A 26,597-nucleotide genomic window follows, 5' to 3' on the forward strand; every position below is an offset into this window, starting at 1 on the left:
TTGATTCCCATCATCGCCGCGAGTCAATTTACAACCATAAGGCGATTTTGCATTTCAGCCATACGACTCTATGAGACATGGATGACTGCACAAAACGCCGGGAATTTTCGGTACGTGTGTAAGCGCTACTGTCGCGCTTGCATCGAACTCAAATCAAAAGAGCGAAGAGCAACTCTCAACGCGAGATTGCAATACCCGTGCGCTGGAATACGATCGGCCACGGGCTACGCGAGAGGGTCATGGGCGAAGGGAGACGCGAGGACAGCCCTACATCAAGTGAACGAGGCGCAACATGGTAGCACAAACGAGTGACGGATATGTCCTGCTGGTCAAGAGCTCGGCGGGCTCTTCGCAATCATCCTCGGATGCCTGCTGACCGCGGTCGGTGTAACCTTCGAATCCGGCGGCACGACTTTCTTCGGCGTTCTCTTCCTGGTTCTTGGCGCAGGTTTGCTGGTGCTGAAGATAGTCAGGCGAAACGAAGGATCTCCGTCGCCATAAGCCGCCGGCGCAGCTTGCTCACGCGCCCAGCACGTCCGCGAGCCGCAACTCGTCGGCTGGATCCTTCAGGAACAGCTCGGCCTCGATCTCGTTCAGATGCGACAACATCTGCGCGCGCGCGGCTTCCCTGTCGCATTTGCGAATCGCAGCGACGATGCCGGCGTGATGATCGGTGCCGCAGGCCGGCGTGTCGTGCCGGCGGTAGAGCAGGATGATGAGCGACGAGCGCGCGATCAGCTCCTTGAGAAAACCGAGATAGATGCTGTGGCCACTCATCTCGGCGACGAGTCGATGGAAATCGCCGGAGAGGCGGACCGAAGCACGCGCATCGCCACGCAGCTCCGCCTCGCGTTCCTCGGCAAGATGCCGCTGGAGACGCCCGATCCAGGCCGGCGACACAGCGTCAACGGCGTGGTCGACGATCGTCGGCTCGATCAGGCGGCGCGCCTCGAACACTTCGCGGGCGTCCGCAGGCGTCGGCCGCGCGACGAAGGCGCCGCGGTTCTTCTCGATGTTGACGATGCCCTCATGCGCGAGCTGTTGAAGCGCGGTGCGAACCAGCGTTCGGCTCGCGCCGTAGATCTCGCCGATCTCATCCTCGCCGAGTTTCGTGCCGGGCAGCAGGCGATGCTCGAGGATCGCCGCGGTCACGCCTTCCCGGATGCGGCTGACGCGATCGCTCGCATCTGGCGCGTCGGATTTCGGTCGGGACTTGGCGGCCATGGGGGTGAGGACTCGATCGTCGAAGATGGCGTCGAATCCTAATCGACCAGCTGTATCCAATCACAGGCGAAACTTTATACAATCCGCGCCTGTTTTGTGTGCACGCAGCTGCGAAGGCAACGAGCCGCCCACGCCCGAGGGATTCGATCTAACGATCTGACTCCGCTGCACTGTTTTGGAATTCGGCCGGCCGAGAACGATTCAAGCGCGATTGGCATGGACCTTGCGGAGAGAGGCGCAGCATCGCCCTCGCCCCGGACACGCCATGGCCACTCCCGCCGCCCTCGAACTGGTCGCCGTCACCAAGCGCTACGACACGACGCTGGCGGTCGACACCGTCAATTTGAAGATCCCGGCCGGCACCTATTGCTGCCTGCTCGGCCCCTCCGGCTGCGGCAAAACCTCGACCTTGCGCATGATCGCCGGCCACGAGGCCGTCAGTGAGGGCGACATCATCCTGGGCCCGCAGAACGTCACCGATCTCGAACCCGCCAAGCGCGGTACGGCGATGATGTTCCAGTCCTACGCGCTGTTTCCACACCTCACCGTGATCGACAACGTGGCGTTTGCCCTGAAAATGCGCGGCATCGACCGGGCGACGCGGCACAAGCGCGCCGGCGAGCTGCTCGAGCTGGTGGCGATGACGCCCTACGCGGCCCGCCTCCCCGCACAGCTCTCCGGCGGCCAGCAGCAGCGCGTCGCGCTGGCCCGCGCGCTGATCACCGAGCCGCAGATCCTGTTACTCGACGAGCCGCTCTCGGCGCTCGACCCATTCCTGCGGGTCAGGATGCGCGGCGAACTGAAGCGGCTGCAGCGCGAGCTCGGCATCAGCTTCGTTCAGGTCACGCACGGCCAGGAAGAGGCGATGGCGCTGGCCGACCACATCGTCGTGATGAACCAGGGCAGGATCGAGCAGCAGGGAAGCGCCCGCGACATCTTCCATCATCCCCGCACCGAATTCGTGGCGCGCTTCATCGGCGGCCACAACGTCCTCAGCGACGCAGGCAAACTCATCGCCGTGCGCGCCGATCAGCTCGGCATCGTGCCGATCGCCGACGGCGTGGTCGGCGCGCCGGCGCTGCTGACCCAGACCGAGTACCAGGGCTCCTACATCGCCGTCTCGCTCACGCTCGAAGACGGGACCGCCCTGTTCTCCCACCTTCCCGAGGCCGCCTTCGACGTCCACCAGTTCCGGCCGGGCGATCGCGTGCTGGCCACCTGGGATCCCGCCAAGGCGCAACGTCTGCAATAGCGCCGATCAATCACCGGAATGCGCAACAGAGGAGTCAGTGATATGACCGAAACGACCAGGAAGAAGGGCCTTAGCCGCCGCACGCTACTGAAGAGCACCGCGGGTCTCGCCGGCCTTGCCGCCGGCTCCGGCGCCATCACCGGATTTCCCTACGTCATGTCGGCCGAGCCGAAGGTGCTGCGCTATCTCGGCACCGCGGTTAACGAGGGCGACGAGATCTCCAAGCAGTGCCTGAAGGACACCGGCATCAAGATCGAATACATCACCGCGACCACCGACGACGTCACCAAGCGCGTGATGACCCAGCCGAACTCCTTCGACGTGCTCGACACCGAATATTTCGCGCTGAAGAAGATCGTGCCGTCGGGCAACATCCTTGCCCTCGATGCCAGGAAGATCAAGGAATTCGACAACATCACGCCCGTCTTCACCAAGGGCGTCACTCCCGGCGGCAAGAAGATCGGCGGCCAGGGCACCGCGCCCTGGAAGGTGCTCTATCTCGAAGGCAAGGACTCCAAGAAGTTCGCGACCTCGGCAACCGAGTTCGTCACGCTCATCCCGACCGTCTACAACGCCGACACGCTCGGTATCCGCCCTGATATCATCAAGCGTCCGATCAGCTCGTGGGCCGAGCTGCTCAATCCCGAGTTCAAGGGCAAAGCCTCGATCCTCAACATCCCCTCGATCGGCATCATGGATGCCGCGATGGTCGTGGAAGCCACCGGCAAGTACAAATATGCCGACAAGGGCAACATGACCAAGGAAGAGATCGATCTTACGATGAAGGTGATGACCGAAGCCAAGAAGGCCGGTCAGTTCCGCGCCTTCTGGAAAGACTTCAACGAGAGCGTCAACCTGATGGCCTCGGGCGAGACCGTCATCCAGTCGATGTGGTCGCCGGCGGTGACGAAGGTCCGCTCGATGGGGATTGCCTGCACCTTCCAGCCGCTCAAGGAAGGCTATCGCTCCTGGGCGTCCGGCTTCTGCGTCTCCAAGGGCGTCTCGGGTGCGAAGCTCGAATGGGCCTACGAGTTCGTCAACTGGTTCCTTTCCGGCTATGCTGGCGCTTATCTCAACCGCCAGGGCTACTACTCCGCCGTGCTCTCCACCGCGAAGGCGCATATGGAGCCGTACGAGTGGGCCTACTGGATGGAAGGCAAGGCGGCAGAGAAGGACATCAAGGCGCCCGACGGCTCGCTGCTCGAGAAGGCCGGCGCCGTGCGCGACGGCGGCTCCTACGAGGACCGCATGGGCGGCGTCGCGTGCTGGAACGCCGTGATGGACGAGAACGACTACATGGTGCGCAAGTGGAACGAGTTCATCGCAGCGTAATCTGATGGACACGTCGGAGGACATTTTGCAACAGGCATCCCCGGACCTGGTCCGGGGATCGGAGACGGCGCGCCGCAGCAAAGCGGCGCGCCTGTCACCCTCCTTCATCTCCTGGCTTCAGGCCGGGCCGATGATGCTGGTGTTCCTCGCCTTCTTCCTGATCCCGCTCGTCTTCGTCGTCATCGTCTCGTTCTGGGACTACAACGAATACCAGTTGCTGCCGGCCTTCTCGGGCCGCGGTTACACCGACACGTTCGAAGGCTGCATCGCGCAGCTCCCCGATCTCTGCACGATCGCCAAGACTTATCTGAAGACGCTGAAGCTGTGCTTCCTCGTGTGGGTCATCACACTTTTCATTGGCTTTTGGGTCGCCTACTTCCTCGCCTTCCACGTCAAGTCGAAGACCTGGCAGATGGGACTGTCGCTGCTCTGCACGATCCCGTTCTGGACCTCCAACGTGATCCGCATGATCGCCTGGATTCCGCTGCTCGGACGCAACGGCCTTGTCAACTCAGGCTTGGTGAAGACGGGGCTGATCAACCATCCCGTTGAATGGCTGCTGTTCTCCGAATTCTCCGTGGTGCTGGCACTTGTGCATCTCTTCACCTTCTTCATGGTGGTGCCGATCTTCAATTCGATGGTACGCATCGACAAATCGCTGATCGAGGCTGCCTATGACGCCGGCGCGACCGGTTTCCAGACCCTCGTCAACGTCATCATTCCCCTGGCAAAACCTGGCATCGTGATCGGCTCGATCTTCGTCATCACCATCGTGATGGGCGATTTCATCACCATCGGCGTGATGGGCGGGCAGCAGATCGCGGCCGCCGGCAAGATCATCGAGACGCGGGTGAACGCGTTGCAATTCCCCGCAGCAGCGGCCAACGCCGTGATCCTGCTCGTCATCACCTTCCTGATCATCACCATGATGTCGCGCATCGTCGACATCAAGAAGGAGCTCTAGAGCATGAAGGAAGGACGCCCGCGCTCTTTCTACGTGCTCGCGATCTTCTTCGCGGCCTACACGCTGTTCCTCTACGGCCCGATGATCGCGATCTACGTGCTGTCGTTCCAGGGGCCGCAGGGTGGCCTCACCTTCCCGATGAACGGTGTGTCGACTTTCTGGATCGCAAAACTGTTCCAGGGTACCGGCATCGTCGATCTCGGCGCGGCCTTTCGCCGTTCGCTGCTGCTCGGCATTATCGTGATGATCGTCACCGTCGTGCTGTCGGTCGCCGCGGGCATGGCGTTTCGCCGCAAGTTCAAGGCGCAAAGCATCCTGTTCTACTCGGCGATCGCGAGCCTCATCGTGCCCTCGATCATCACCTCGCTCGGCATCTCGCTTGAATTCCGCATCATCGACGATGTGATCAAGGGCACCTTCAACGAGAATTTCGAGACCTCGATGGGCCTGCTCACTTCCGGCCTCGGCGCGCATCTGACCTGGACGCTGCCGTTCGGCCTGCTCATCATGTTCGCGATCTTCAACCGCTTCGATCCCAGGCTCGAGGAAGCCGCGCGCGATCTCGGTGCGACGCCGTGGCAGGCGTTCCGTCATGTCGTGCTGCCGATCATCCTGCCCTCCGTGATCGGTATCGGCCTGTTCGGCTTCACGCTGTCCTGGGACGAACTCGCGCGTTCCAGCCAGGCGATCGGGGCCGTGAACACGCTGCCTCTCGATCTCCAGGGCCTCACCACCACCGTGACCAACCCCGACATCTATGCGCTCGGCACCGTGATCTCGGCCGTCTCGTTCACGGTGATCGCGCTTGCGCTTGGCACCATCCACATGCTGAACAAGCGACAGGCGGCCAAAGGCTCGGACGCCGGCAAGGGGCTTGTCTGAAAAGGGGCTTGTCTGATCTGATGCGGCTTCACGTCGTCAATCCCAACACCGCTGCGACCATGACGGTGAAGATCGCCGCTGCCGCGCGAAGCGTCGCCCTGCCCGACACGATGATCGATGCGCGCCAGCCCACGATGGGCCCGGTCTCGATCGAGGGATTTTACGACGAGGCGTTCGCGGTGCCCGGCATGCTCGGCTGCATCCGCGAGGCCGACCGCGACGGCGCGGATGCGCACATCATCGCCTGCTTCGACGACACCGGTCTCGACGCCGCGCGCGCCGCGGCAAAGACGCCCGTGATCGGCATTGGCGAGGCCGGCTTCCACATGGCGAGCCTGATCGCCGCGCGCTTCGCCGTGGTGACGACGCTCGGTGTTTCCATCGTGCCGATCGAACATAATTTGCGGAAATACGGCCTCACCGACCGCTGCACCCGCGTCCGCGCTGCCGAGGTGCCGGTGCTCGCACTCGAGGAGCGCAACACCGATGCGCTCGCAAAAATCTCTACGGAAATCACGGCCGCGATCCGCGACGACCGCGCAGAGGCCATCGTGCTCGGTTGCGCCGGCATGGCCGATCTCGCCAATGAACTCGCCGCCACGCACGGCCTGCCCGTGATCGACGGCGTCGCGGCCGCGGTGACCTTGGCGGAATCACTGGTGCGATTGGGACTGAAAACCTCCCGGCTCGGACCCTATGCGGCGCCCCGATCGAAGACCTATTCAGGTCCGTTTTCGCCGTTTCAGCCCTGATCTCTGCCTCTGACGGGCGCTTGGATGCCCTAAGGCATCCTGATTGCTGGTTTTTTTGCTCTTAGCCTCTTTTTGGTCCCATTCCTTGCCGAAACGTAACGCTTTCGGGACACCCGGTGGCCTCAGGGTTGCCGGTCTTCGCCACTCACCAAGTTTCAATTTGGGTTTTGTCAGCGATGATCGATCTCGCAGAGGACGCACCGTCCAACCCGCTTCTTCGCCTCGGCGCCCAGCCCATCGCGCTGACCGCCGCCGCCCTCCTCCTGCTGATCGCCGGTGTGACCTCGATCGCGATCTGGCGCGCCTTTACCGGCTCAGCCCCTGAGACCGACCGGGTGGTTGCGTCGCGGCAGCTTCAGGCTCGGACCGCACAGGCATCCGAGCAGCTGGTCGAGAAGACCAAGGGGCTGGAGGCAACCCAGCAGGAATCGATCGACCAGCTTCAGGTCGTGCAGGACCAGCTCCAGAGTATGAAGCGCTTGCTCGCATTCCAGCAGGCCGACACCAAGCGTCTGTCCGAGCAGGTCACGACACTCAACGAGTCCATCGACGGCCTGCGGCAATCCTTTGCGAGCGCCCGGGCGACCGAGGCGGAGACTCCCTCGGTTACCCGCAGGAAACCGGCGCGGCATCGTGTCCATGCCAGTGCACGCAAGCGCTCGCGCGGCTGAGCAGCCGGCGCCGCCTAAATTTTTGGACTTGTGAACTGGATCACATTCGCCCGTATGATTCCGAGCGATGCTCGCCGTCACCGGATGGCGTGAGCCGATTTCAATGTCCGGGGCTGGCAAGGTCGTTGACGGTATATTGCGTCAACGGCCTTGTTTTTTAACGGGTACCGCCGCCTATTCGCAGACATCCACGGAGCGGATGCGCCAGCCCGACGGCGTCATGACGCGCTTGCGCACGACGTAGCAGCCGCCATAGCCACCATCGTCGTAGCCGGTACCATAGTAATAGGGATCGCCGTAATACGGTTGGCCGTAGCCGTAATAGCCGCCGTAATAACCCGCGCCGGCGATACCCGCCCCGATGGCGATTCCCGGCCAGAAGCCACCGCCATGCCAGTGGCCGCCGTGACCCCAGCCGCCACCGTGGCCCCAGCCGCCACCGTGGCCGAAACCGCCCCGCGCCTGGGCGGCCTGTGGGGCTGACAGCCCGACTATCGCGACGGCCAGCGCCGCCATCATCATCTTGCGTAACATCCACTCGATCCTCCGCGTGGACACGCTCCACGCTCAAAGCAGGATCAAGCTAGCGTTCCCTGGGCATTCCGGACAGCCACGCTGCCTCACTTCCGCGCGAGCGTCAGCAGCCGCGGCAGATGCTCTTGAGCTTCTTGTCGAGCAGCCGGTTCTCGGCGTTGACGGCGGCGTCGGTGGATCCACCTGCGCCGGTCCCGGTGGTGGTTCCGGAGGTGGCATTCGCTCCCGATGATTGCGCCGTACCCAGGCTGTTGGTCCCGGGCGGCGGAGCCGGAGAATTGGCGACACCTCCGGCCGATCCCGCTGCGCCGCCGCTCGCTTGCGCGAACGCTACGGCCGGCATCGCGGCAAGGGCGAAGATGACAATCATGGTCTTGATTGAACAGGTTGCGGACGATGTTGCCATTCGAATGCTCCTTTACCGATCAACCGCCGCATCGATGACCGGTTCCGGAACAATTGCCGTCAGTTCAGCTTGAAAGGGGGAGAGCCACGATCATGCGAAAGCCGATCGCGTTCGACGCTGCAAACCAGAGAGGCGAAATCAGGATGACGGATCGCGATCCTTTTGCAGAGGGCGAACGCGCCGCGCGCGAAAACATTCCGGCAGAAGCCAATCCTTACTCGGACGGCAGCGACGAACACGCGTTGTGGGCTGCCGGTCACGAGAGGGTCGCGGGTGCGATCGAAGCGCGCGAATCCGAGGGAAGCTGAGGCGCCGCTTCGAATGGGGCGCGCCGTTGAACTACGCGGCCGCCACCATCCCCTCGGTCCGGTCCTCGACCATGGTCACGAACATGTGGGACTCTTCCCCTGCGCCGCCGATCTGGACACGGCGGGCGGAGATCACGCGGCGCCCGCGCGCGGCATTGTCGATGGTATCGACGATCGGCTCGAGCTGCTGTTTCTGCGCCAGAAGCTGTTGGTCGCGCTGCTCGATCAATTCGGCTGCCTCCGCGGAGAACAACTCCCGCGCGGTCTTGCCGATGATCTCGCCGCGCGACATGCCGATCATGTTCTCGGCCGCCTTGTTGACGAAGACGTAACGCAAATTGCGCGCGTCCTTGGCGATGATGCCCTCGGCCACGTTCTCGATGATGGTGGCGACGAAGCGCTCCATCCGCTCGAGAATGCGCTCGCGCTGACGCTGCTCGGTGACGTCTTCCTGCACCGACACCCAGCCGCCACCGTCCATCGGACGCTCGTAGATCTTGATGATGCGGCCGTCATTCAGGGCGACCTCGTCGACCGCCGGCTCGCGCTTGGTGATCCGGTCGAGGACCGCCGCGACATATTTCGCGACGTTACCGCTGAACAACCCGCTCCTGACTCTGTGCTGGAGAATTTCCTCGACCGTCGACCCGGCCTGGATCGTCTCGGGTAGATTGTAGATCCCCCGGTAGTTGGTGTTCATCGCGACCACATTGGCCTTGCCGTCGAGCATAACCAGGCCCTGCGGCATGCTGTTGATAGCGGCCGAAAGCTGCCACTTCTTGGCCTGGTACTTGTCGTTGAACTTGTCGCGCTCGGTCATGGCCGCGTCGCGCGCCTGCGCTGTGCCGAGTTCGATCTCCTCGAGCTCGAAGATCCGCGCCACCGCATCGCGGAAGTTCTGTACGGCTCGCGCAAGACGACCGATCTCGTCGTGACGGCCGAGATGCGGCACCTCGCTCTTGACGTCACCGCCGGCAATGCGGTCGGTCGCTTGCGTGATCTCAGCCAGCGCCCCGACCACCGAGCCCCGCATCACAACGACGTTCAGCCCCGCGAAAACGAGCGCCACGAGCCCGAGCACGAACAAATAAGCCGCGGCATAGCGGTTCTCGTTGGCAAGTTCGTCCGCCTCGCGGGCGCGCTGCCCGTAGATCCGTTCCAGCGTCTCCAGATCGAGATTGAGCTTGTTGCGTAGCGTCCGGTTGGTGTCGTTATCGCCCCATTCGCGCGCTGCGGCCGGACTGATCTCCAGCCCGCGCCGAACAAGCTCCTGGCGAAATTCGATGAACTGCGCGATGCGCTGGCGGAAGCTCGAGACTTGCGCGGCATCGTCGGCGGCGACGGTCCGCTCCATGCTCTTCACCGCCTCGGCGAGTTCGCGGTTACGGCGCACCAGACCGTCGGCGAACTGCTTCATCGCGCCGCGATCGGCGGACATGTAGATGCCGCGCGATTCCATGACGACGGCGTAGATCAGCGTGTTGATACGCCCGACATTGATCGCCGCCTCCGCCGAAGAGGCGTGCATGTGGCGGTAGGTCGTCTGCAGGCGGACGGTCTGGATCGACATCACGAGCAGGAAGGTAGTGACGATCGCGAGAAAGCCGGCAATGCTGTAGACTTTCTCCGCAACGCTCAGGGTATCCGCGCCGCGAGCGAAACGAACGAGCTTTTTCACAAATTTGGTTCCGGCGCCGAGTCCGGATCCCAGCGCCGCAGCATCCATGGCGCCACTCCTCCTGGTTGAAAACGCTCCAGGATAGGCATGATGGCGCTAGCGGAGGATTAAAATACCGGCGGGTGTTTTTACGGTACGGAACCAGATGCCGGCCGCACACGGCCTGCGTGCATCTCAGTCGATCCGCTTTAGACCCTTCGTGAAGCGCGGGCCGTTCGCGACGTAGAACTTCGCCGCGCTGCCCATCTTCTGCACCTGGGCGTCGTCGAGCGTGCGGATCACCCGCGCCGGCGAGCCGATGATCAGGGACCGTTCGGGGAATTCCTTGCCTTCGGTGATGACGGAGCCGGCGCCGACGATGCTGTTGCGGCCGATCCTGGCGCCGTTCATCACGATGGAGCCCATGCCGACGAGTGCGCCCTCCTCGATGGTGCAGCCGTGCAGGATGACGTTGTGGCCGACCGTACAGTTTCTGCCGATGTGAAGCGGAAAACCGAGATCGGTGTGGCAGGTCGAGCCGTCCTGCACGTTGGATCCCTCGCCGATCTCGATCCACTCATTGTCGCCGCGCAGCACCGCGCCGAACCAGACGCTCGCGCCCGGCTTCAGGCGCACGCGGCCGATCACGGTGGCGGTCTCAGCGATGAAGTAATTGCCGTCGGCGGGAAGGTCGGGCGCCTGCCCGTCGAGCTCGTAGATCGCCATGAGGGTCTCCTGTCGGGTCAACCCCAGCCATAGCGAAACGGCAGCCTTGACGCAAAGGCCCGCCGCGCAGGCAGCCCTACAGCGCCCGTATCAGACCAGAACGCCGGCCGCGCGGAGCGTCATCAGGAAGAAGGTGCCGCTCATCATACTCCAGAAGCCGGCGATGACGGTGGCCATCATCACGAATTCGACGCGGCGGCTCTCCACCTGCCTGCCGCGCAGGGTGTTGCGCATGATGATGAAAGGCGCCGCGAACACCAGGAACGGAACCGCCGCGAAGGTCTTCGGCGCCACGCCGTCCTGCAACAGACCGAAGCCGGCGGGCCGCTGTGCGACCGTCTGATATCCGCTGACGAGCGCTCCCGCGAGCGCGAAACCGATGCCGATCGAGAAGAATGTATTGAGAGCTTCAGGTGTCATCGGAACGGTCCGCCCTTACGCAACGCGAGGTGACTTCCTGTGACAAAGAGTGCCGGTTAACGCTACATTATCCTTAAGGGAAGGTTAACGCCGCCGGCCGTTCCACGCAGGCCTGTCTCCCTTCCCTGCAGCCGGCGAACGCTCCGCGAAATCGCAGCCGCGTGGCATATTCGCTGCTGATTCGTCGGCCATCGGCCGACTTCCGGCTCATTCGCGCGGCTCATGACGGTGTTTTCGGCAATTTCCCCTCAATCTCCCCGAGCGCACACCCGGGCCCATGTGGTGCCGATCGTGCTCGGCGGCACTGCCGCGATGTGCGCCGTCGCGCTCGTCGCCTATTTGTTGTGGCCAACCTGGGGCCCGAGCGGCGCGAGCGCCCCGGACAAGCTGCCGGTGAGCGTCGGCGGCACGCTGTTCAACCTGCCGACCAATGCGATCCGCATGAAGATCCAGCGCCACTCCGGGCCGCAGGAGCGGATCGATCTCGACTTCCTGTATCCCTCGCTCGAGCCGCCGGGCGCGCCGAAGCACGTCACCGCCGATAGTGTGGATGCGGCGATGCAGCCGATCGACCGCATCTTCCTGTCGATCGCCGCGCATCGCGATGCGCTCTCGCCCGAGCAGCGCACCGCCACGATCTATCCGCGCTATCTCGACCAGGCCGCGGCAACGCCCCAGGACGGGCTAACAATGCGGATGTTCCGCGCCGATACGCCCTACGGCAACGAGGATCTCTACTCTGCCGCGAGTCCTGCACTGACCGCGCGCTGCACGCGGGATGCGGCGACGCCCGGCATGTGCCTCGCCGAACGCCGCGTCGGCGGCGCCGACCTCACCTTCCGCTTTCCGCGCAGCTGGCTATCGCAGTGGCGCGATGCGGCGGAAGCGATGGAGAAGCTGACGGCGCAACTGCGCGGCCCGAAGGGCTGAGCGCAGCCTCTGCGCCCCGAGCCTCCAAAACAAAAACTGCGAAAACAACCCCATGCACAGTAGCCAAGTGCCTGGCATGACTTCGTATTTTCGAAGCCAGCCTGCAAAAAATTCGGCCCCTCCCGAGAATTCGTCTTTTCGAAAAAGATTCAAAGCCGCAGGCAATTCAAACGCCGATCTCCTTGTGATCGCTCCAGCGATAAGTCGGCAGATCCAGCTTGTCGGCAAGGTCTCGACCGATGGCGAGTCTCGCCGCACCGGGAAACGAGAACGCCTTCACGACCTGATTGCGAAACCACAATCCCCATGACGTCCGCGGCGCAAATGCCGCGGCGAAGCGCTCCGCTCCGCGCTGCTTGGCGCCGATATAGCTGCGAAGGCGGGTCTCATAGGCGCTGAATGCTTGCTCGTGGCGCCCGTCGGCGCGTGCGAGTTCTCCCGCAAGCACATAGGCAGAGATCATGGCCAGAGCCGAGCCCTGCCCGGCGACGAGCGAGACGCAGAAGGCAGCGTCTCCAATCAGCGCGACGCGGCCCCGCGACCAGCCGTCCATCCTGATCTGGCTGACCCGGTCGCAATACAAATCATCGGTGCGCTCGAGTTCGTTCAGAATGTCTGGGCATTCCCAGCGGGCGTCGCGATAGAGATCACGCAGCTGTGCCTTTGCGGCACGCCCGCCTGCATCGCCGCGAAACACGAAGAGAAACAAGGTGCGATCATCGCGCAGCGCGAAACGGCCAATCATCCGGCCCGGCCGGTTGTGCATCAGATACACATTCTCGTCGCGACGACGATAGCCGCGGGTTTCGAATGCCGCGACGCCATAACCGAGATTTCTCTCGAACGTCCCGATCGAGCCGAACGCAAGGCGGCGTACCTGCGAATGCAAGCCGTCAGCACCGACGACGAGATCGAAACGTCGGCGCCCGCCGCGCCGCAACTGGACCTCGACCCATTCAGGCTGCTGCTCCAGGCCAACGATCTCCTCATCGAAGATCGTTTCAACACCGTCGCGGACCGTACCGTACAGCAGGCGCGACAGATCGCTTCGTGCCAGAGTGACGTAGCGGCCGCCTGTGAGATCGTCGAGGACGTCCGTGCCAAATCCGGCGATACGCCGGCCATGATCGTCGACGATCCGCATTTCCCTGGCGCGATAGCCGGCGTTCTCGATCGCCGGCAGCAGCCCCATCCGTTCGGCGATGTCGTAGCCGAGTCCCCAGAAATCGATCACGTAGCCGCCGCGACGAAGTGCGCTCGCGCGCTCGACCAGCGTCGGCGCGTAGCCCGCCGCCTTGAGCCAATAGGCGAGCGTCGGCCCTGCAATCCCCGCCCCGGAGATCAGAACTGTTCGCATGGAAGGAATATGGGAAAAGCGGCGGCCGATCGCACCGCCGCGTCAGACACCAAATGGTGAGGGCGGGAAGTTCCGCCTCACCAGTCGTGTCGCATCACTCCTGGTCGACCAGATCGTCCTCGAGGATCGCCATCTGGAACTGGAACGAGCGATCATCGTCCTCGTCGTCGACGAAGAGCACACCGATGAATTCCTCGCCGATATAGACTTCGGCGGAATCATCCTTCTTAGGCCGCGGCACGACGCGGATCTTGGGATTGCCGAATACGCGTTTCAGGTACGCGTCGAGCTTCCTAACTTCCTTGACGTCCACGGCAAGTCTCCAATCGAAATCTAGGTTGGCGCGGGTTTTAGGACGAGACGCGACCAACCGCCAGCATGAATTGCCAAAGAATTTGGGGACCGAAAGGGGCGGGAAATCCCGCCCTTCCGACAAGCTCGAAGTCCGCCTCAGAGTCCCGCCTCAAAGTCCCATGGCGTTGATCATCTGATCCATGGTGCGCGACGGCTCAGCGCAGCCGGCTTCGCCGACGACCTTGGCGGGCACGCCTGCGACCGTCACGTTGTGCGGCACCGGTTTGACCACGACCGAGCCCGCCGCGATGCGCGCGCAATGGCCGATCTCGATATTGCCGAGGATCTTCGCGCCGGCCCCGATCAGGACGCCGTGGCGGATCTTCGGATGACGGTCCTCGTTCTCCTTGCCGGTGCCGCCGAGCGTGACGCCATGCAGGATCGAGACGTCGTCCTCGATCAGCGCAGTCTCACCGCAGACGAAACCGGTGGCGTGGTCGAGGAAGATGCCGCGGCCGATGCGCGCGGCGGGATTGATGTCGGTCTGGAATACCGCAGACGCCCGGCTCTGCAGATAATACGCAAAATCCTTGCGGCCCTTCAGATAGAGCCAATGCGCGAGGCGGTGGGTCTGGATGGCGTGAAAGCCCTTGAAATAGAGCAACGGGTCGATGAAGCGCGACGTCGCGGGGTCGCGGTCGTAAACGGCGACGAGATCGGCGCGGAACGCGTTGCCGAGATCGGGATCATCGCGTAGCGCCTCGTCGTAGGTCTGGCGCACGAGATCGCCCGACAGCGCGGAATGATCGAGCCGATCGGCGACACGATGGATGACAGCATCTTCCAGGCGGCTGTGATGCAGCACCGTCGAATAGATGAAGGTCGCAAGCTCCGGCTCGCGATGGACGATGTCCTCCGCTTCGCCGCGGATCCGATCCCAGATCGGATCAAGCGTTGCGAGCTTTCCTCCCGGATTGACCTGATGCACTGCCATGAGATCTGCTCTTTCGAATTGGCTCGTTTCGATGGTTCTATAACACAGTCTAAGCGACAAAGTCCTGACGGGCTTGCCTGAGAGTGAACAGTGCGTTGCCCAGCGGGGGCATGCCAACACGTTGAATCACAACAGTTTCTTCCGACACCCCCGGCGGCAAGGTCGGCTCAAAATGGTCAGGGTTTCGCCAAATTCAAGCCGGGCGGCGTCAAACTATTGGTGAATTCCGCCTCAACCGTGATTGCGGGCATGGTCCGAGTGAGGACGGAGCGGATTTGACCATCACCACCGATCATTTGCGCGCGGGCGTCGCTGATACCCTCTGGCTGCGGCTCGCCGCGGTCGCCCTGCCGCTCCTGTTGATCGCGCCGGCGTTCTGGAACGGCTATCCGCTGTTGCAATGGGATACCGGAGGCTATCTGGCGCGCTGGTACGAGGGCTATCTCGTCCCGAGCCGCTCCACGGTGTTCGGCATCTATCTGCACTATGGCGAGAGTTCTGGATTCTGGATCAACCTCGCGGCCCAGGCGCTGGCGACGCTGTGGCTGTTGCAGCTCACCTTGCGCGTGCTCGGCCTGATGCAAACGTTCCGTTTCGTCGCGATCAGCCTGCTCCTGATCCTGTCGACTGCGCTGCCCTGGCTTGCGAGCATGTTGCTCACCGACATCTTTGCAGGCCTGTCGGTGCTGTCGCTATTCCTACTGGTCGTCGGTGGGCAGCGGACTTCGGCGCTCGAAAAGATCACGCTGTTCGTCTTCACCGCCTTTGCCGCCGCGACCCACAGCGCCACGCTCGGCGTGCTGCTCGGGCTCTGCGTCGCCGGCTGGATGGCGCGACCGTTGCTGGGGCGCCGGCTTCCTATCGCCGGACTGGCGCAGGCGAGCCTGACCATCGTCGTGGGCGGACTGATGCTGGTGTCAGCCAACCATGCGCTGTCAGGCAAATGGGCCTGGACCCCCGGCGGCACGGGGGTCGCCTTCGGCCGCATGATGCAGGACGGCATCGTCGCGCGTTATCTCAACGACCATTGCCCGCGCGAAAAACTCAAGCTCTGCCCCTATCGCGACCAATTGCCGGCGACCGCCGACGAATTCCTGTGGGGCAAGAGCATGTTCAACACGCTCGGCCGGTTCGAGGGCATGAACGACGAGATGGGCACCATCGTCGTGGGTTCGCTCGCCGACTATCCGGCCTGGCAAGCCGGCGCGGCGTTGCGGGCGCTGGGTCGGCAATTGCTGCATGTCGCGACCGGCGAAGGCACCAATGGCTGGATCCCGCACACCCGCGGCATCATCGAGCGCTATATCCCCTCACAGGCCGCGCCGATGCGGGCGGCGCGCCAGCAGCACTGGGGTCTCGATTTCGCCTACGTCAACTGGCTGCACGTGCCCGTTGCGCTGGCCTCGATGCTGGCGCTTGTCGTGCTGCTTGCGCATGCTCTCGCGATCCGCCGGCTTGACGACCTGACGCTGCTGGCGGCAACCGTCACGCTGGCGCTGCTCGGCAACGCCTTCATCTGCGGCGTGATCTCCGGCCCGCACGACCGCTACGGCGCGCGGATGGCGTGGGTCGCGACCTTCGTGGTGCTGATGGCGCTGGCGCGACGGTTTGGCGAGGACAGCAAGGCGCGATGAGATTGGGGTGAAGCGCTATCGCGCTCCAGTTCTTGGAACGAATTCGTCGCCCTCGTCTGCTTGAAAATTCGACCATGTCGGGTTGCCCGACTGCCGACTTGAACGCTGCCACGACAACGTCGAATGGCTTCGAGCTCCTAAGGCTGAAACGCTCGACCTCGACTTTAGCGATTGTCATTGGTCCTCCGTAACTGCTGCAAGCTGTGCATCCAGTCGCCATGTCGAGTTGGGTAATGTCATTCTCCGGATGCCTGGCTCAAAATGGTCGAGCGGAAGCGTGCGGGCTCCCGGCGCCAAAGCGCCGGGAGCGGCACCGTCACTTCGCGAGGGCCGCTTTTTCGATCACCTCAGCGACCTGCTTCGCATGGACGACGAGCGAGGCATGGCTGCCGGCGACTTCCGTCGTCTGAGCATGGATCCTGGCTGCGAACGACTTCTGGGCCTCGGGCGCGAGGACTTTGTCCTTCGTGCTGATGACGTAGAAATTCGGCTTGTCATGCCAGGCCGCAACGTCGACCGGAGCTTCGAACGCAACGTGGTTCAGCGGAAGCTGCGAGTTGGCCAGGTGCGCGGCGATCTCCGGAGGAAGGTCAGCCGCGACGGCTGACGGAAACACCTTTGGATCGATGTACAGATTGCCCTTCGCATCGGGGTGGATCGCCTTGCCGCCTTCGGTCGGCGGACCGGCCTTCGTCAGCGACGCCAGGGATTCACCGATCTCCGGCGCAAAGGCGGACACATAAACCAGCGCCGAAACCTTGGGATCGTTGCCGGCTTCCGTGATCACCACGCCGCCCCATGAGTGGCCGACCAGAACGGTCCTGCCGGCTTGCTTCGCGAGCGCCTGTTTGGTCGCATCGACGTCGGCGGCGAGCGAAGTGAGTGGATTTTCGACGAGCGTGACGTTGTAGCCTTTCTTCGTGAGAATATCGGCAACCGGCTGCCAGCTCGTCTGGTCTACAAAGGCGCCGTGCACGAGCACGATATTGTGGGCTGCCCCCTTGGGCAGTTCGGCGGAACGGGCGGGCCCGACCATTGTCGATCCGGCCAGGAGTACGGCGGCTGCTGAAAGTAGGAAATTTAGCATTGATTGTTCCTGTTGGTATGTCGGACGAACACAGTCCGGGGGAATGGACAGGCGTTTCCAGCAAGGTCGCGGTTCTTCCATCTGCCGTTGGCTAAATGGTTGCCGCACGTCACGTCGGCCCGCCGTGGCATGACGTATTCCATGGACCTCATCGGACGATAGGGACCAATCGTCCGCGTCTTGTGTCCGATCGTCCATGGATCTAGTCTCGGTGGATGGATATACTTACCCAGGTGCTCGATCGGGTTCGTCTCGGCGGGACGCTGCTCTTTCACTTCGAGCTCGGCCATCCCTGGCATCTTGAGTTGCCGGCGCGCCCCTACGCCCTGTTTCACTATCTCAGCCAAGGTTCAGCGACCCTCGCGCTCGAACAGGGAGAGGAAATCCAGATCACCGGGGGCGATTTTGTCGTCATCACACGTGGCGAGCCCCATGTGTTTTATTCGGATCGCCGGGCCGAGCCTTTGCGCATCGTGGATATCGAACGGTCGTCGCCACGCCTCGGCTTCCTTCGCCACGGCAGCCGTGCAAAGCCGCTCTCGACCATGCTCTGCGGCAATTTCACGGTGTCGCGGCCGACGTTTGGCAGCGTGCTGGAGTTGCTTCCACCCGTGCTCTTGCTGAAGCCGACGTCGGACCGTGGTTGGCTTGAAGCCATCCTGCGCCGCATGATGAGCGAGTCCGCGCTCGAGCGTCCTGGCCAAGGCGTCGCGCTTTCACGACTGACGGAAGTGCTCTTCGTCGAGGTGCTGCGAAGCTGGATCGCGTCTCTCAGCCCCGGACAAGGCGGCTGGATCGGGGCCATTTCTGACCCCCATATCGGACCCGCGCTGAAGCTGATTCACGAAAGTCCGGAGCAGCTTTGGACGCTGAGCGACCTTGGCCGTCGCGTCGGGCTCGGCCGCTCGGCATTTTCGGCGCGCTTCACCAGGCTCGTGGGCCAGCCCATGCAACGTTATGTGATCGAACGCCGGATGACGGAGGCGGCGTTCCTGCTCGAAACCAGCGACGAGCCGATCGCACGGATTGCCAACCGGGTCGGTTACGAGACTGCAGCGGCGTTTTCGAAGTTGTTTCACCGGCACATTGGTCAGTCGCCCGGCCGTTACCGGGCTGCGCGACGCGCCGACGGAGGCCGTGCGCAGTTGGACGGATCGGAATTGCAAGTATCCGATTGACCTGGATAAGGCTGTGGCTTTGAGCTGAGTCTCATATGCGCGCTTAGCGAACCCCGGTGCCTGCGTAGAGGAATGGACGGTTGCCCCGAAGGGAGTGGATGGCCCATTGTAACGAGACATTTCAGGATAGCTGAAACCGCCTCATCGCCTCAGCTCCTGCGTGAGAGGAAATCCAGCACGCCGGTCTTGTAGACCTTGTCGCCGACTGCGCGCATGTGATCGCGGTTCGGAATGTCGAGCACTTCCGAACCCGGGATGATCGCGCCGAGCGCGCTGGCCGATCCCGCGACGTCGTCGGTCGAGCCCACCGCGATCAGCACGGGCACGTCGATGCGTGCGGCCTGCTCTTTCGTCATGAGATCGCGCGTGCCGCGCAGGCAGGCGGCCAGCGCCTTGTGGTCGGAACGGGTTTGGTCTGCAAAAGCACGAAAAGTGCGTCCGACGGGATCGGAGACGTCGTCGAGCGAGGGCGCTTCGAGCGCCTTCGCGACGTTCTCGCCGGGCCCGGTGCCCTCGATCAGGCCGCCGATGCCGATGCCGCCGAGAATTGCCGAACGCAGGCGCTGCGGCTCGTTGAGGGAGAGCCAGGCCGTCATCCGTCCGCCCATCGAATAGCCCATGAGATCGGCCTGCGGGATGGCGAGGTGATCCATCAGCGCGAGCACGTCGCCGGCCATGGTCGGGATCGAGTACTGCGCGGGCTCGTAGAGCTTGGCGCTTTCGCCATGGCCGCGATTGTCGAGCGCAATGACGCGGCGGCCGTTCTTGCGCAGCTCCGAGACCCAGGTCGGATAGACCCAGTTCACGTTCTTGCTGGAGGCAAAGCCGTGCACCAGGATGATCGGATCGCCCTCGCCTTCGTCGAGATAGGCAATTTCAACGGCGCCGTTGTGAAAGCTCGGCATCATCAGTTCCGCAATCTTGAGGGGAAGAGGTATCTTAGGCGGTGACGGCAGCGCTTGCCAGAACGGCTTCGGCGGCGATCCGGGCCTGGCGAAGTCGCCGCGCCCGCCTGCGATCGCACCAGGCCTGGGTCAGGCGCTCCGTGGTCGCCTTGATCGAGGACAACAGGCCGAACAGCGTCAAGGCCGCACCGAACAGCCAGAGTGCGAGATTGAACGCCCCGCCGATCAGCAGCAGCGCGCCGCGGCCGAGCAGCTTCAGGATCGCGCGCGTCTTGCCGCCCTGCGCTTCCGCGAGCCGCGCCGCGCGTGCGACGTCCTTCGGACCTTCGGCGATGCGCAAGCTATCCATCGCACCGCGCGTGCCGGTCTTCTCGACGACGCGCGTGACATCCTTGCCGAGCCGAACCAGCGCGCCGGCCTTCTCGGCGCGGAACGCGGCCTTGATCGCGCTCAAGGTCTGGCCCGGCCGCAGCACCGAGCCGGAGGCAACCGCGTTCTGGAGCATCGGCGTATCGACGACCTCGCGCGCGGACCGGCCGGCCCATGCCGCCAGTCCCTCGCCGAGCCGGCCCACCTTCCGCGCGTCCTTCACCAGCGTCAGCCCGGCGCGAACCGGCGCGGCACCGCCGACGGAGACGTAGGTCACGGCCGTGACCGCGAGACCCGCGGCCGCGAGGCCCAGCACCAGGCGATCGGTCTCCTCGCCCATGGCGAGGTGCTTGCCCTCGCGCACGACATCCCTGATGTCGCCGATGACGAAGAGATCGCCGGCCACGGTCCCCGACAGGCTCGCAACATCGTCCGCGTTGCCGGTGACGAGACCCGTGGCAAACCGTTTTGCGACATGCGAGGTGGAATTTTCGGCTTTGACCGCGTCGCTGACACGGCTCAGGAGGTCGTCAGGCAGCGCGATGTTGCGGTCGCGCGCCAGCGCGACAAAACTGTCGGCGAGATCGGCATCGCCCGACGCGAGCGCAGCCTCGATGTTGTCCTGAATCATGCGGTCATTGTGCCGCAGCAGCGCGTCGAGCTTGATCTCGGAGAGCGCGGCGGGATCGTCCTGGGCGGCCAGAATCGCCCCGGCCTCGCGGGCAGGCGGTGCTACCTGCGCGAGCATGAAGCCGCAAGCCACGATACCGGTCAACGCTGTGCTGATTCGCAACCACTTCATGCGGAGAGCCTGGACGGTCCTGAGATCGTTGACGCCTAACGGTTGGTCTTTCGTCGCAATTACGCTCGTCCACAGACATAGTATGCCAAAATTGCGACACAACGTCCCCGACGAAAGAAGGGCTTCTCTCAGGCCGCAAGATTGTGTCGAATTTGCATGAGCAAATGAGCATGGGGCATTGCGGAGCTTTCGGTTCCGCTGGACTAGCAATCATCCACACCCGCCAGTATGGTCCGCGGCGCCTTAATAATGCCGCGTCAGTCGTGATTGTGTCTGCCGCCATTGCCACTCCAGGATGAGTACGATGTCCGACCATGTCGTCCCGCACTTCCACAACGATGCCGGTGTCCCCGTCATCGAGATCGGCTCGCAAGAGTTCATGTGCGTGGGCGCCAACCCTCCGTTCGATCATCCGCACGTCTTCCTCGACCTCGGCAACGACAACGAGATCATCTGCCCCTACTGCTCGACGCTGTACCGTTTCGCCGCCGACCTGAAGGCGGGCGAAGCCCGTCCGCCGGAATGCGTCCTGAAGGACAAGGTGGCCTGACCGCTTCCATCGGCCAGGGGTGGCGCTCTCCCGAACGATTGTCATCGCCGGTGCCGGCATAGGTGGACTGACGGCTGCGCTCGCGCTCGCGGCACGCGGCTTCCGCATCGTCGTGCTGGAAAAGGCCGAGCGGCTCGAGGAAGTCGGCGCCGGTCTGCAACTCTCCCCCAATGCCAGCCGCGTGCTGGTCGAGCTCGGCCTTACCGAGCGCCTCAAGCTGCGCGCCGTGATCCCGGAGGCGGTCTCGATCATGAGCGCGCGGGCCGGCGGCGAGCTGTTGCGCATGCCGCTGGGAGAAGCCGCCGCCGCGCGCGCCGGCGCCCCCTATTGGGTGGTGCACCGCGCCGATTTGCAATCCGCCCTCGCCGGCGCAGTCTCCGACCATCCCGATATCGACCTGAAACTCGGCGCGACCTTCGAAGACGTCGCGCCTCACGCCAAGGGGCTGACGGTCGTCCATCGCAGCGGTACGATCCGGCGCAGCGATCTCGCCAGTGCGCTGATCGGCGCGGACGGCATCTGGTCGACGGTGCGCCAGCATCTGTTTCCCGAGGTGCAGCCGCGCTTCTCCGGGCTGATTGCCTGGCGCGGCACGCTCGACGCCACGCAACTGCCGAAGGACTACACCGCGCGCCGGGTCCAGCTCTGGATGGGCCCGAATGCCCATCTCGTCGCCTACCCGATCGCGGGGGGACGCCAGATCAACGTGGTCGCGGTGCTGCCGGGCACCTGGAATAGACCGGGCTGGAGCACGCCCGGCGATCCCCGCGAGGTGATGGACGCCTTCGCCGCGCCGCGCTGGCCGCCAGCGGCGCGCATGATGCTCGCCACGGTCGATAGCTGGCGGAAATGGGCGCTGTTCGGCGTGCCTGACGACTGCCCCTGGAGCAACGGCCCGGTCGCGCTGCTCGGCGACGCCGTGCATGCGATGCTGCCGTTTGCAGCCCAGGGCGCCGGCATGGCGATCGAGGACGCCGCGGTGCTCGCGCAGCATTTGAGCCTTGAGGTCGCCGAGAGCACCGCTGGCATCACAGCTGCGCTGAGACAATACGGCCGTACGCGCCAGGCGCGCGTGCGGCGGGTGCAGCGGACCGCGCGGCAGCAGGGCCGCATCTATCATTTCACTGGGCCGCTCGCGCTCGCGCGCGATCTTGCGGTGCGCGCCCTCGGCCCGGAACGCATGCTGGCACGGCAGGACTGGATTTACGGCTGGCGACCCTGATGCGAGGCGCCGGTTTCAGCGCACTGCTCTTGTCGATTTCGGGGCAGGCTTGATCGGGCCAGGATTGGCTGCGGGCGCCGGCGCAGCGGCGGGCGTCGCCTCGGGGGGCGTTTCCCGGCACTTGTTGCGGCGCCAAGCGTCATCGGCCATCTGCGCGTGCCCGCGCACCGCGACGTAGTCATTGCGATAGGCAAGCTCCGACACGACGGCGCCGCCCGCGCCGGTCTGTGCCTTGTCCATCAGCCTCTGTAAATCAGCGGTGCGGTTAGCGAGCCCCTTGCGCTCGGCTTCGAGCAGCTTGCAATCGTACAATTCGTACCTGGCAGGATCGGCAAAGGCCGGAGCGACCGTCTCGCTGATGCCTGCGCAGCCGGACAGTGCGAAGCCGGCCGCGAGCAGCGCGACGGCCACGCAGCACGTGCGCAGGCGATATCGGATCAAAGCAGCCATGCCGGATGAATAGTCCCCGTGGATTGAGAATGCCTAAAGCAACAACAGATGTCCGGATTGAGGCTTTGCCTTGTGCGGCCGGCTCGCCTAAGGAAGAACCGCCCCTCCGGCCTGCAAACGCCAATTCCAGACGGCCGGCAAGGGACTTAAGTGATTGATCTCGTTGGATCAAGCGGGCATGGCGGAATTGGTAGACGCAAGGGACTTAAAATCCCTCGGTGCGCAAGCGCTGTGCCGGTTCGACCCCGGCTGCCCGCACCACGAGAGACGCGCGGACGATCCCGCCGATCGCCGCGGCCCCGAGCGCTGATACCTCGTCAATGTTGTCCGCTCCTGCACCGCCTGCCAGCTATCCCGAAACGTCGCTTGTGCAACGCAGCATTGAAGGTAGACAGGGGCCTCAAATCAGAGGTGAGCTGCTTGTCCGACGTCAATGCCGACGATTGGGTGTCCTCGGGACACCGGCCGATGGGTTTCCCCGAATTCGTCATCGTGATCGCGTCGATCATGGCGCTGAATCCGCTTGCGATGGACATGATGCTCCCGGCGCTGCCCAACATCGGGTCGGCCTTCAATATCCCCGTCGCCAACCATCTTCAGCTGGTGCTGTCGACCTTCCTGATCGGCTTTGGCGCGGGGCAGTTCGTCATGGGTCCGCTGTCGGATCGTTTCGGCCGCCGCCCGGTGCTGCTCGGCGGGATGGCGGTCTATGCGGTGGCGAGCGTGCTGGCGATCGCCGCGCCGTCGTTCGAGACGCTGCTGCTGGCGCGCGCACTGCAGGGCTTCGGCACCTCGGCGACGCGCGTGATCGCGACCTCGATCGTGCGCGACTGTTACGTCGGCCGCCGCATGGCGAGCGTGATGTCGCTTGCGATGATGATCTTCATCGCCGTCCCCGTGATCGCCCCCTCGTTCGGACAGGCGGTGCTACTGGTCACGCAATGGCGCGGCATCTTCGTCGTGCTGATGCTCTACGGCCTGCTCGCGCTTGCGTGGTCCGTGCTGCGGCTTCCAGAGACCCTGCCTGAGAGCGAACGCAGGTCGCTCGCGCCGGCCGACGTGCTCACGGCCTACTGGCAGACCGTGACCCATCGCCAAACCCTCGGCTACGCGCTCGCCGCCGGAAGCGTGATGGGTGCGCTGTTCGCCTACGTGTTTTCGGCCCAGCAGGTTTTTGTCGACATCTATCACCTCGGCCATTATTTTCCGCTCGCCTTCGCCGCGATCGCGGCCGGCACCGCCATTGCCGGCTTTCTCAATGCGCGATTCGTCGGGACCCTCGGCATGCGCGTGATCTCGCACGGCGCGCTGACGCTCTACACCGCGGTGGCCGGCGTGATGCTGCTGACCGAAAGCCTCGGCGCGTTGCCGCTTCCCCTGTTCATGGTGCTCTCGGCGCTGATGATGTTCTCGTTCGGCATGATGGTCGCCAACTTCACCGCACTCGCCATGGAGCCGCAGGGCCACATCGCCGGCACGGCGTCCTCGCTCTACGGCTCGATCACCACGCTTATCGGCATCGTCGTCGGCATGGCGATCGGACAAAGCTTCGACGGCACGCTGCTGCCGTTCTCGGTCGGCTTCTTCGTGTCGTCACTCGCCGCGCTCGCGATCGTGCTGGTGGTGGAGAGAGGACGGCTGTTCAAGCCGCATCATCGCGCCATCGGGTGAGGAACTTCGCGGCGCTCTCGATGTTGTACTGCAACAATCTGAAAAGGCGCTTCAATGGAACCGAAACCCCGTAAAGACCACGACGCCACGGAGCGGGCGAAGACGGAACGCACGCCGTCGAGCGTGGAAAAGACCGCCGTCACCGTGCCATTCGCGAGTGAAGGGCTCGAGCGGGTCCGCGACAGCCACTGTTGAGCAACACGTCTATTCCGTTGCGCGCCTGTTGGCGCTGAAATCGTCCGCAACGCCCTCGGGTGCCGCGCCGCCTTCACGGGGCGGCACCATCAGCACAACCACGTCCCGCGTGAGACCGGGCCGGCCCCATAGCTGCGCCTGTACGATAAATTCCCGCCTGACGAAGTGCCCGGCCCGCCCGGCCACCCCGTCCATCCACCGGCTGCAATCATCCTGATCGCGGAAACAGAGCGCGGCCCAGCCGCGGTCCAGCGTCGTCTTGCGCGGCAAGCCTCCGGGAGATTGATCCTCGAACGGCTGGGCGTAGTGCGGGTGGTCCGGGCTGTAGAAGGCCATCGCGAAGGCCAGCGCATCGTCGCCGCTAACGGCGGCGAGCGGCTCGCCCGTCAGTTCGCGCCACTCGCGAGTCAATTCGCTGGCGGCCTGCGCGTAGAAATTGCGCCCCTCTTCGTAACCGTGATCGTTGCGATAGACGGCATGGATCGGCGCGGCGACGAGGACGGCCGTGAGCGCGACGCCGGCCACGACCAAGGTGAGGTTGACGGTGTAAAAGCGCTCGATCGGGTAATTTGTGCCGCAGACCACGAGAATGGCGAACAGGAACAACCCCTGCAACGCCCACAGCGACGGCAGATCGGTGCCGATCACGAGCGAGATCAGAACCGGCAGCGCAATCGTGCCGACGGCAACGTAAAAGAGGAGCCGCAGGCCCGGATTCATCGCCGCGAAATCGTCCGGAAACTGCTTCAGCCGCGTGCCGGCGATCAACATCCAGGTGACTGATGACACACTGATGGCCGCCAACAGCCCCAGAAGGAAGTTCCTGGCCTCCCCGAGCGAGCTCGCCGCAGTGCCGTTGGCATGGTTCAGTGCGTAGGTGAAGGTCGGCGCCCCGGTCGTGGCGAGCCAGTGAACATGCGGTGACAGCGCCGCAAGCCCGACGACGACCGAGATCCAGGGCGAGGCGGAAGTGAAATAGGCGCGACGCGCCGGATGCGCCAGCGCGGCAAACGTGAAGCTCGCGACAAGGAAGATCGAATAATATTTGCCGGCCATGGCCAGCGCCGTCGTGAATCCCACGGCGATCGCCCACGACGCCGCGCGGGTCTCGAATGCGCGGACGAAGCACCAAGTCGCCAGCGGCCAGACGGCCAGCAGCACCGCATTGGCATTGAAGCGCTGGGCATGGAACTGATAGGCCGGCGTCAGCATCAGGAGCAACAGCACAAGGACGCGCTTGTGCCCCGTCACGAATTGCCGCGCGATCCGGTCGACGAAGACCAGCGCAAGCCCGGCATTGGCCATCGCCATCAATTGCAGCGACCAGTCAGTGAGCGGAAAAATGGCGCTCCAGCTCGCGGCAACCCAGCCGGTCAAGGGCGGATGCTTGGGATAGCCCCACGCGAAATGCCGCCCCAGCGTCCAGGCCTCCAGCGTATCGGGGTGCAGACCGCCGCCGGCATAGGCGACCGCTAGATAAAGTGTCCAGATCGCGACGAAGCCCGCGATGAGAAGCGGCACCGCCCAGCCCGTCTCGACGCCATCGAGCCAACGCAGGAATGGCCGGCGCCATCGTGCCGGCGTGCGATCGGACCGTTCGGCCATCGCCTGGAATGCAAAATCGATCGGCACTGGAATCAAATGGAGGAAGGAAGGTGATGCGCAAGGACGGCACATCTAGTTCAGGACGGAAACAAATAGCAATGAATGGAAACTGGAAAAGTTTGAAAACGTCCGCCTTCTCAGCCGGCGCAAGGTCGACAAAAGAGCCAAGATCGACAAACGACAACGGCGCCGCTGATGACAGCGGCGCCGCAGGATGATCCGGACG

General features: G+C 63.9%; 27 protein-coding genes and 1 tRNA gene. 14 read left to right on the plus strand and 14 right to left on the minus strand.

The window, feature by feature from the left end; translation table 11 throughout:
- Positions 1-519: 519 nt before the first annotated feature.
- Positions 520-1,224 (minus strand): GntR family transcriptional regulator, encoded by a 705-nt coding sequence (locus FXB41_RS26590; RefSeq protein ID WP_219683845.1) that lies wholly within the window; start codon positions 1,222-1,224, stop codon positions 520-522.
- Between the two features lie 265 nt (positions 1,225-1,489).
- On the opposite strand from FXB41_RS26590, the gene FXB41_RS26595 reads away from it, so the two are divergent.
- The 6 genes from FXB41_RS26595 to FXB41_RS26620 all read left to right on the plus strand — a co-directional run bounded on the left by FXB41_RS26595 (position 1,490) and on the right by FXB41_RS26620 (position 7,077).
- On the plus strand, positions 1,490-2,476 hold the full coding sequence (locus tag FXB41_RS26595) for an ABC transporter ATP-binding protein (protein ID WP_219683846.1): 987 nt from the start codon (positions 1,490-1,492) through the stop codon (positions 2,474-2,476).
- A gap of 42 nt (positions 2,477-2,518) precedes the next feature.
- Positions 2,519-3,808, plus strand: coding sequence for an ABC transporter substrate-binding protein (locus FXB41_RS26600; protein WP_007602563.1), 1,290 nt, complete (start codon positions 2,519-2,521; stop codon positions 3,806-3,808).
- Between the two features lie 4 nt (positions 3,809-3,812).
- Positions 3,813-4,772 (plus strand): ABC transporter permease, encoded by a 960-nt coding sequence (locus FXB41_RS26605; RefSeq protein WP_007602562.1) that lies wholly within the window; start codon positions 3,813-3,815, stop codon positions 4,770-4,772.
- A gap of 3 nt (positions 4,773-4,775) precedes the next feature.
- Positions 4,776-5,654 carry an ABC transporter permease gene (locus FXB41_RS26610; RefSeq protein ID WP_007602561.1) on the plus strand — a complete coding sequence of 293 codons (879 nt, stop codon included), beginning with the start codon at positions 4,776-4,778 and terminating at the stop codon, positions 5,652-5,654.
- Positions 5,655-5,674: 20 nt separating this feature from the next.
- Positions 5,675-6,406, plus strand: coding sequence for an aspartate/glutamate racemase family protein (locus tag FXB41_RS26615; protein WP_219683861.1), 732 nt, complete (start codon positions 5,675-5,677; stop codon positions 6,404-6,406).
- 176 nt (positions 6,407-6,582) lie between these two features.
- Positions 6,583-7,077: a hypothetical protein gene (locus tag FXB41_RS26620; protein WP_219683847.1), complete on the plus strand. Its 495-nt coding sequence runs from the start codon at positions 6,583-6,585 to the stop codon at positions 7,075-7,077.
- 174 nt (positions 7,078-7,251) lie between these two features.
- On the opposite strand, the gene FXB41_RS26625 is transcribed toward FXB41_RS26620, so the two are convergent.
- Positions 7,252-7,611, minus strand: coding sequence for a hypothetical protein (locus FXB41_RS26625; RefSeq protein WP_219683848.1), 360 nt, complete (start codon positions 7,609-7,611; stop codon positions 7,252-7,254).
- Positions 7,612-7,714: 103 nt separating this feature from the next.
- Positions 7,715-8,017 (minus strand): hypothetical protein, encoded by a 303-nt coding sequence (locus tag FXB41_RS26630; RefSeq protein WP_007602556.1) that lies wholly within the window; start codon positions 8,015-8,017, stop codon positions 7,715-7,717.
- Between the two features lie 92 nt (positions 8,018-8,109).
- On the opposite strand from FXB41_RS26630, the gene FXB41_RS26635 reads away from it, so the two are divergent.
- Positions 8,110-8,325: a hypothetical protein gene (locus FXB41_RS26635; protein ID WP_007602555.1), complete on the plus strand. Its 216-nt coding sequence runs from the start codon at positions 8,110-8,112 to the stop codon at positions 8,323-8,325.
- A gap of 31 nt (positions 8,326-8,356) precedes the next feature.
- Here FXB41_RS26635 and FXB41_RS26640 read toward each other — a convergent pair whose 3' ends face one another.
- The 3 genes from FXB41_RS26640 to FXB41_RS26650 all read right to left on the minus strand — a co-directional run bounded on the left by FXB41_RS26640 (position 8,357) and on the right by FXB41_RS26650 (position 11,128).
- Positions 8,357-10,003, minus strand: a complete 1,647-nt coding sequence (locus FXB41_RS26640; RefSeq protein WP_311985911.1) for a PAS-domain containing protein — start codon at positions 10,001-10,003, stop codon at positions 8,357-8,359.
- Between the two features lie 174 nt (positions 10,004-10,177).
- Complete coding sequence (locus FXB41_RS26645) at positions 10,178-10,708, minus strand: gamma carbonic anhydrase family protein (RefSeq protein WP_007602554.1); 531 nt, start codon at positions 10,706-10,708, stop codon at positions 10,178-10,180.
- A gap of 90 nt (positions 10,709-10,798) precedes the next feature.
- A complete protein-coding gene (locus FXB41_RS26650; RefSeq protein ID WP_007602553.1) occupies positions 10,799-11,128 on the minus strand; it encodes a DUF6949 family protein in 330 nt (109 codons plus the stop codon).
- Positions 11,129-11,350: 222 nt separating this feature from the next.
- Between FXB41_RS26650 and FXB41_RS26655 the strand changes: the two genes are divergently transcribed.
- A complete protein-coding gene (locus FXB41_RS26655; RefSeq protein WP_007602552.1) occupies positions 11,351-12,058 on the plus strand; it encodes a hypothetical protein in 708 nt (235 codons plus the stop codon).
- 166 nt (positions 12,059-12,224) lie between these two features.
- On the opposite strand, the gene FXB41_RS26660 is transcribed toward FXB41_RS26655, so the two are convergent.
- The 3 genes from FXB41_RS26660 to cysE all read right to left on the minus strand — a co-directional run bounded on the left by FXB41_RS26660 (position 12,225) and on the right by cysE (position 14,703).
- The gene (locus FXB41_RS26660) at positions 12,225-13,415 is read right to left on the minus strand and encodes an FAD-binding domain (protein ID WP_219683850.1); all 1,191 of its coding nucleotides are present in this window, start codon (positions 13,413-13,415) and stop codon (positions 12,225-12,227) included.
- A 94-nt stretch (positions 13,416-13,509) separates the two neighbouring features.
- Entirely contained in the window at positions 13,510-13,728 is a 219-nt protein-coding gene (locus FXB41_RS26665; protein WP_007602550.1) for a DUF3126 family protein, read from the minus strand.
- Positions 13,729-13,878: 150 nt separating this feature from the next.
- Positions 13,879-14,703 carry a serine O-acetyltransferase gene (gene cysE, locus FXB41_RS26670; protein ID WP_007602549.1) on the minus strand — a complete coding sequence of 275 codons (825 nt, stop codon included), beginning with the start codon at positions 14,701-14,703 and terminating at the stop codon, positions 13,879-13,881.
- Positions 14,704-14,978: 275 nt separating this feature from the next.
- Here cysE and FXB41_RS26675 point away from each other — a divergent pair, with 275 nt between their 5' ends.
- The gene (locus tag FXB41_RS26675) at positions 14,979-16,337 is read left to right on the plus strand and encodes a hypothetical protein (RefSeq protein ID WP_219683851.1); all 1,359 of its coding nucleotides are present in this window, start codon (positions 14,979-14,981) and stop codon (positions 16,335-16,337) included.
- A gap of 316 nt (positions 16,338-16,653) precedes the next feature.
- Here the strand turns inward: FXB41_RS26675 and FXB41_RS26680 are convergent, their stop codons facing one another.
- Positions 16,654-17,424 (minus strand): alpha/beta fold hydrolase, encoded by a 771-nt coding sequence (locus FXB41_RS26680; RefSeq protein WP_219683862.1) that lies wholly within the window; start codon positions 17,422-17,424, stop codon positions 16,654-16,656.
- 215 nt (positions 17,425-17,639) lie between these two features.
- Between FXB41_RS26680 and FXB41_RS26685 the strand changes: the two genes are divergently transcribed.
- A complete protein-coding gene (locus FXB41_RS26685) occupies positions 17,640-18,602 on the plus strand; it encodes an AraC family transcriptional regulator (protein ID WP_007602546.1) in 963 nt (320 codons plus the stop codon).
- A gap of 149 nt (positions 18,603-18,751) precedes the next feature.
- Here FXB41_RS26685 and FXB41_RS26690 read toward each other — a convergent pair whose 3' ends face one another.
- Both FXB41_RS26690 and FXB41_RS26695 read right to left on the minus strand, forming a co-directional pair.
- Positions 18,752-19,507 carry an alpha/beta fold hydrolase gene (locus FXB41_RS26690; protein ID WP_219683852.1) on the minus strand — a complete coding sequence of 252 codons (756 nt, stop codon included), beginning with the start codon at positions 19,505-19,507 and terminating at the stop codon, positions 18,752-18,754.
- A 34-nt stretch (positions 19,508-19,541) separates the two neighbouring features.
- Positions 19,542-20,678 carry a hypothetical protein gene (locus FXB41_RS26695; protein WP_007602544.1) on the minus strand — a complete coding sequence of 379 codons (1,137 nt, stop codon included), beginning with the start codon at positions 20,676-20,678 and terminating at the stop codon, positions 19,542-19,544.
- Between the two features lie 304 nt (positions 20,679-20,982).
- On the opposite strand from FXB41_RS26695, the gene FXB41_RS26700 reads away from it, so the two are divergent.
- A complete protein-coding gene (locus FXB41_RS26700; protein WP_007602543.1) occupies positions 20,983-21,228 on the plus strand; it encodes a zinc-finger domain-containing protein in 246 nt (81 codons plus the stop codon).
- Positions 21,229-21,247: 19 nt separating this feature from the next.
- Positions 21,248-22,450, plus strand: coding sequence for an FAD-dependent monooxygenase (locus tag FXB41_RS26705; RefSeq protein ID WP_219683853.1), 1,203 nt, complete (start codon positions 21,248-21,250; stop codon positions 22,448-22,450).
- A gap of 15 nt (positions 22,451-22,465) precedes the next feature.
- Here the strand turns inward: FXB41_RS26705 and FXB41_RS26710 are convergent, their stop codons facing one another.
- On the minus strand, positions 22,466-22,900 hold the full coding sequence (locus FXB41_RS26710; protein WP_007602541.1) for a hypothetical protein: 435 nt from the start codon (positions 22,898-22,900) through the stop codon (positions 22,466-22,468).
- Between the two features lie 172 nt (positions 22,901-23,072).
- Between FXB41_RS26710 and FXB41_RS26715 the strand changes: the two genes are divergently transcribed.
- Together FXB41_RS26715 and FXB41_RS26720 are read left to right on the plus strand one after the other, a co-directional pair.
- Positions 23,073-23,161: transfer RNA gene (locus FXB41_RS26715), tRNA-Leu, on the plus strand.
- 159 nt (positions 23,162-23,320) lie between these two features.
- Positions 23,321-24,571 carry a multidrug effflux MFS transporter gene (locus FXB41_RS26720; protein ID WP_219683854.1) on the plus strand — a complete coding sequence of 417 codons (1,251 nt, stop codon included), beginning with the start codon at positions 23,321-23,323 and terminating at the stop codon, positions 24,569-24,571.
- A 204-nt stretch (positions 24,572-24,775) separates the two neighbouring features.
- Here FXB41_RS26720 and FXB41_RS26725 read toward each other — a convergent pair whose 3' ends face one another.
- Positions 24,776-26,407, minus strand: a complete 1,632-nt coding sequence (locus FXB41_RS26725) for a glycosyltransferase family 39 protein (RefSeq protein WP_376707511.1) — start codon at positions 26,405-26,407, stop codon at positions 24,776-24,778.
- Positions 26,408-26,597: the final 190 nt, after the last annotated feature.

It is taken from the genome of Bradyrhizobium canariense (genome assembly GCF_019402665.1).
In the GTDB taxonomy this organism is placed as follows: Bacteria; Pseudomonadota; Alphaproteobacteria; order Rhizobiales; family Xanthobacteraceae; genus Bradyrhizobium; species Bradyrhizobium canariense.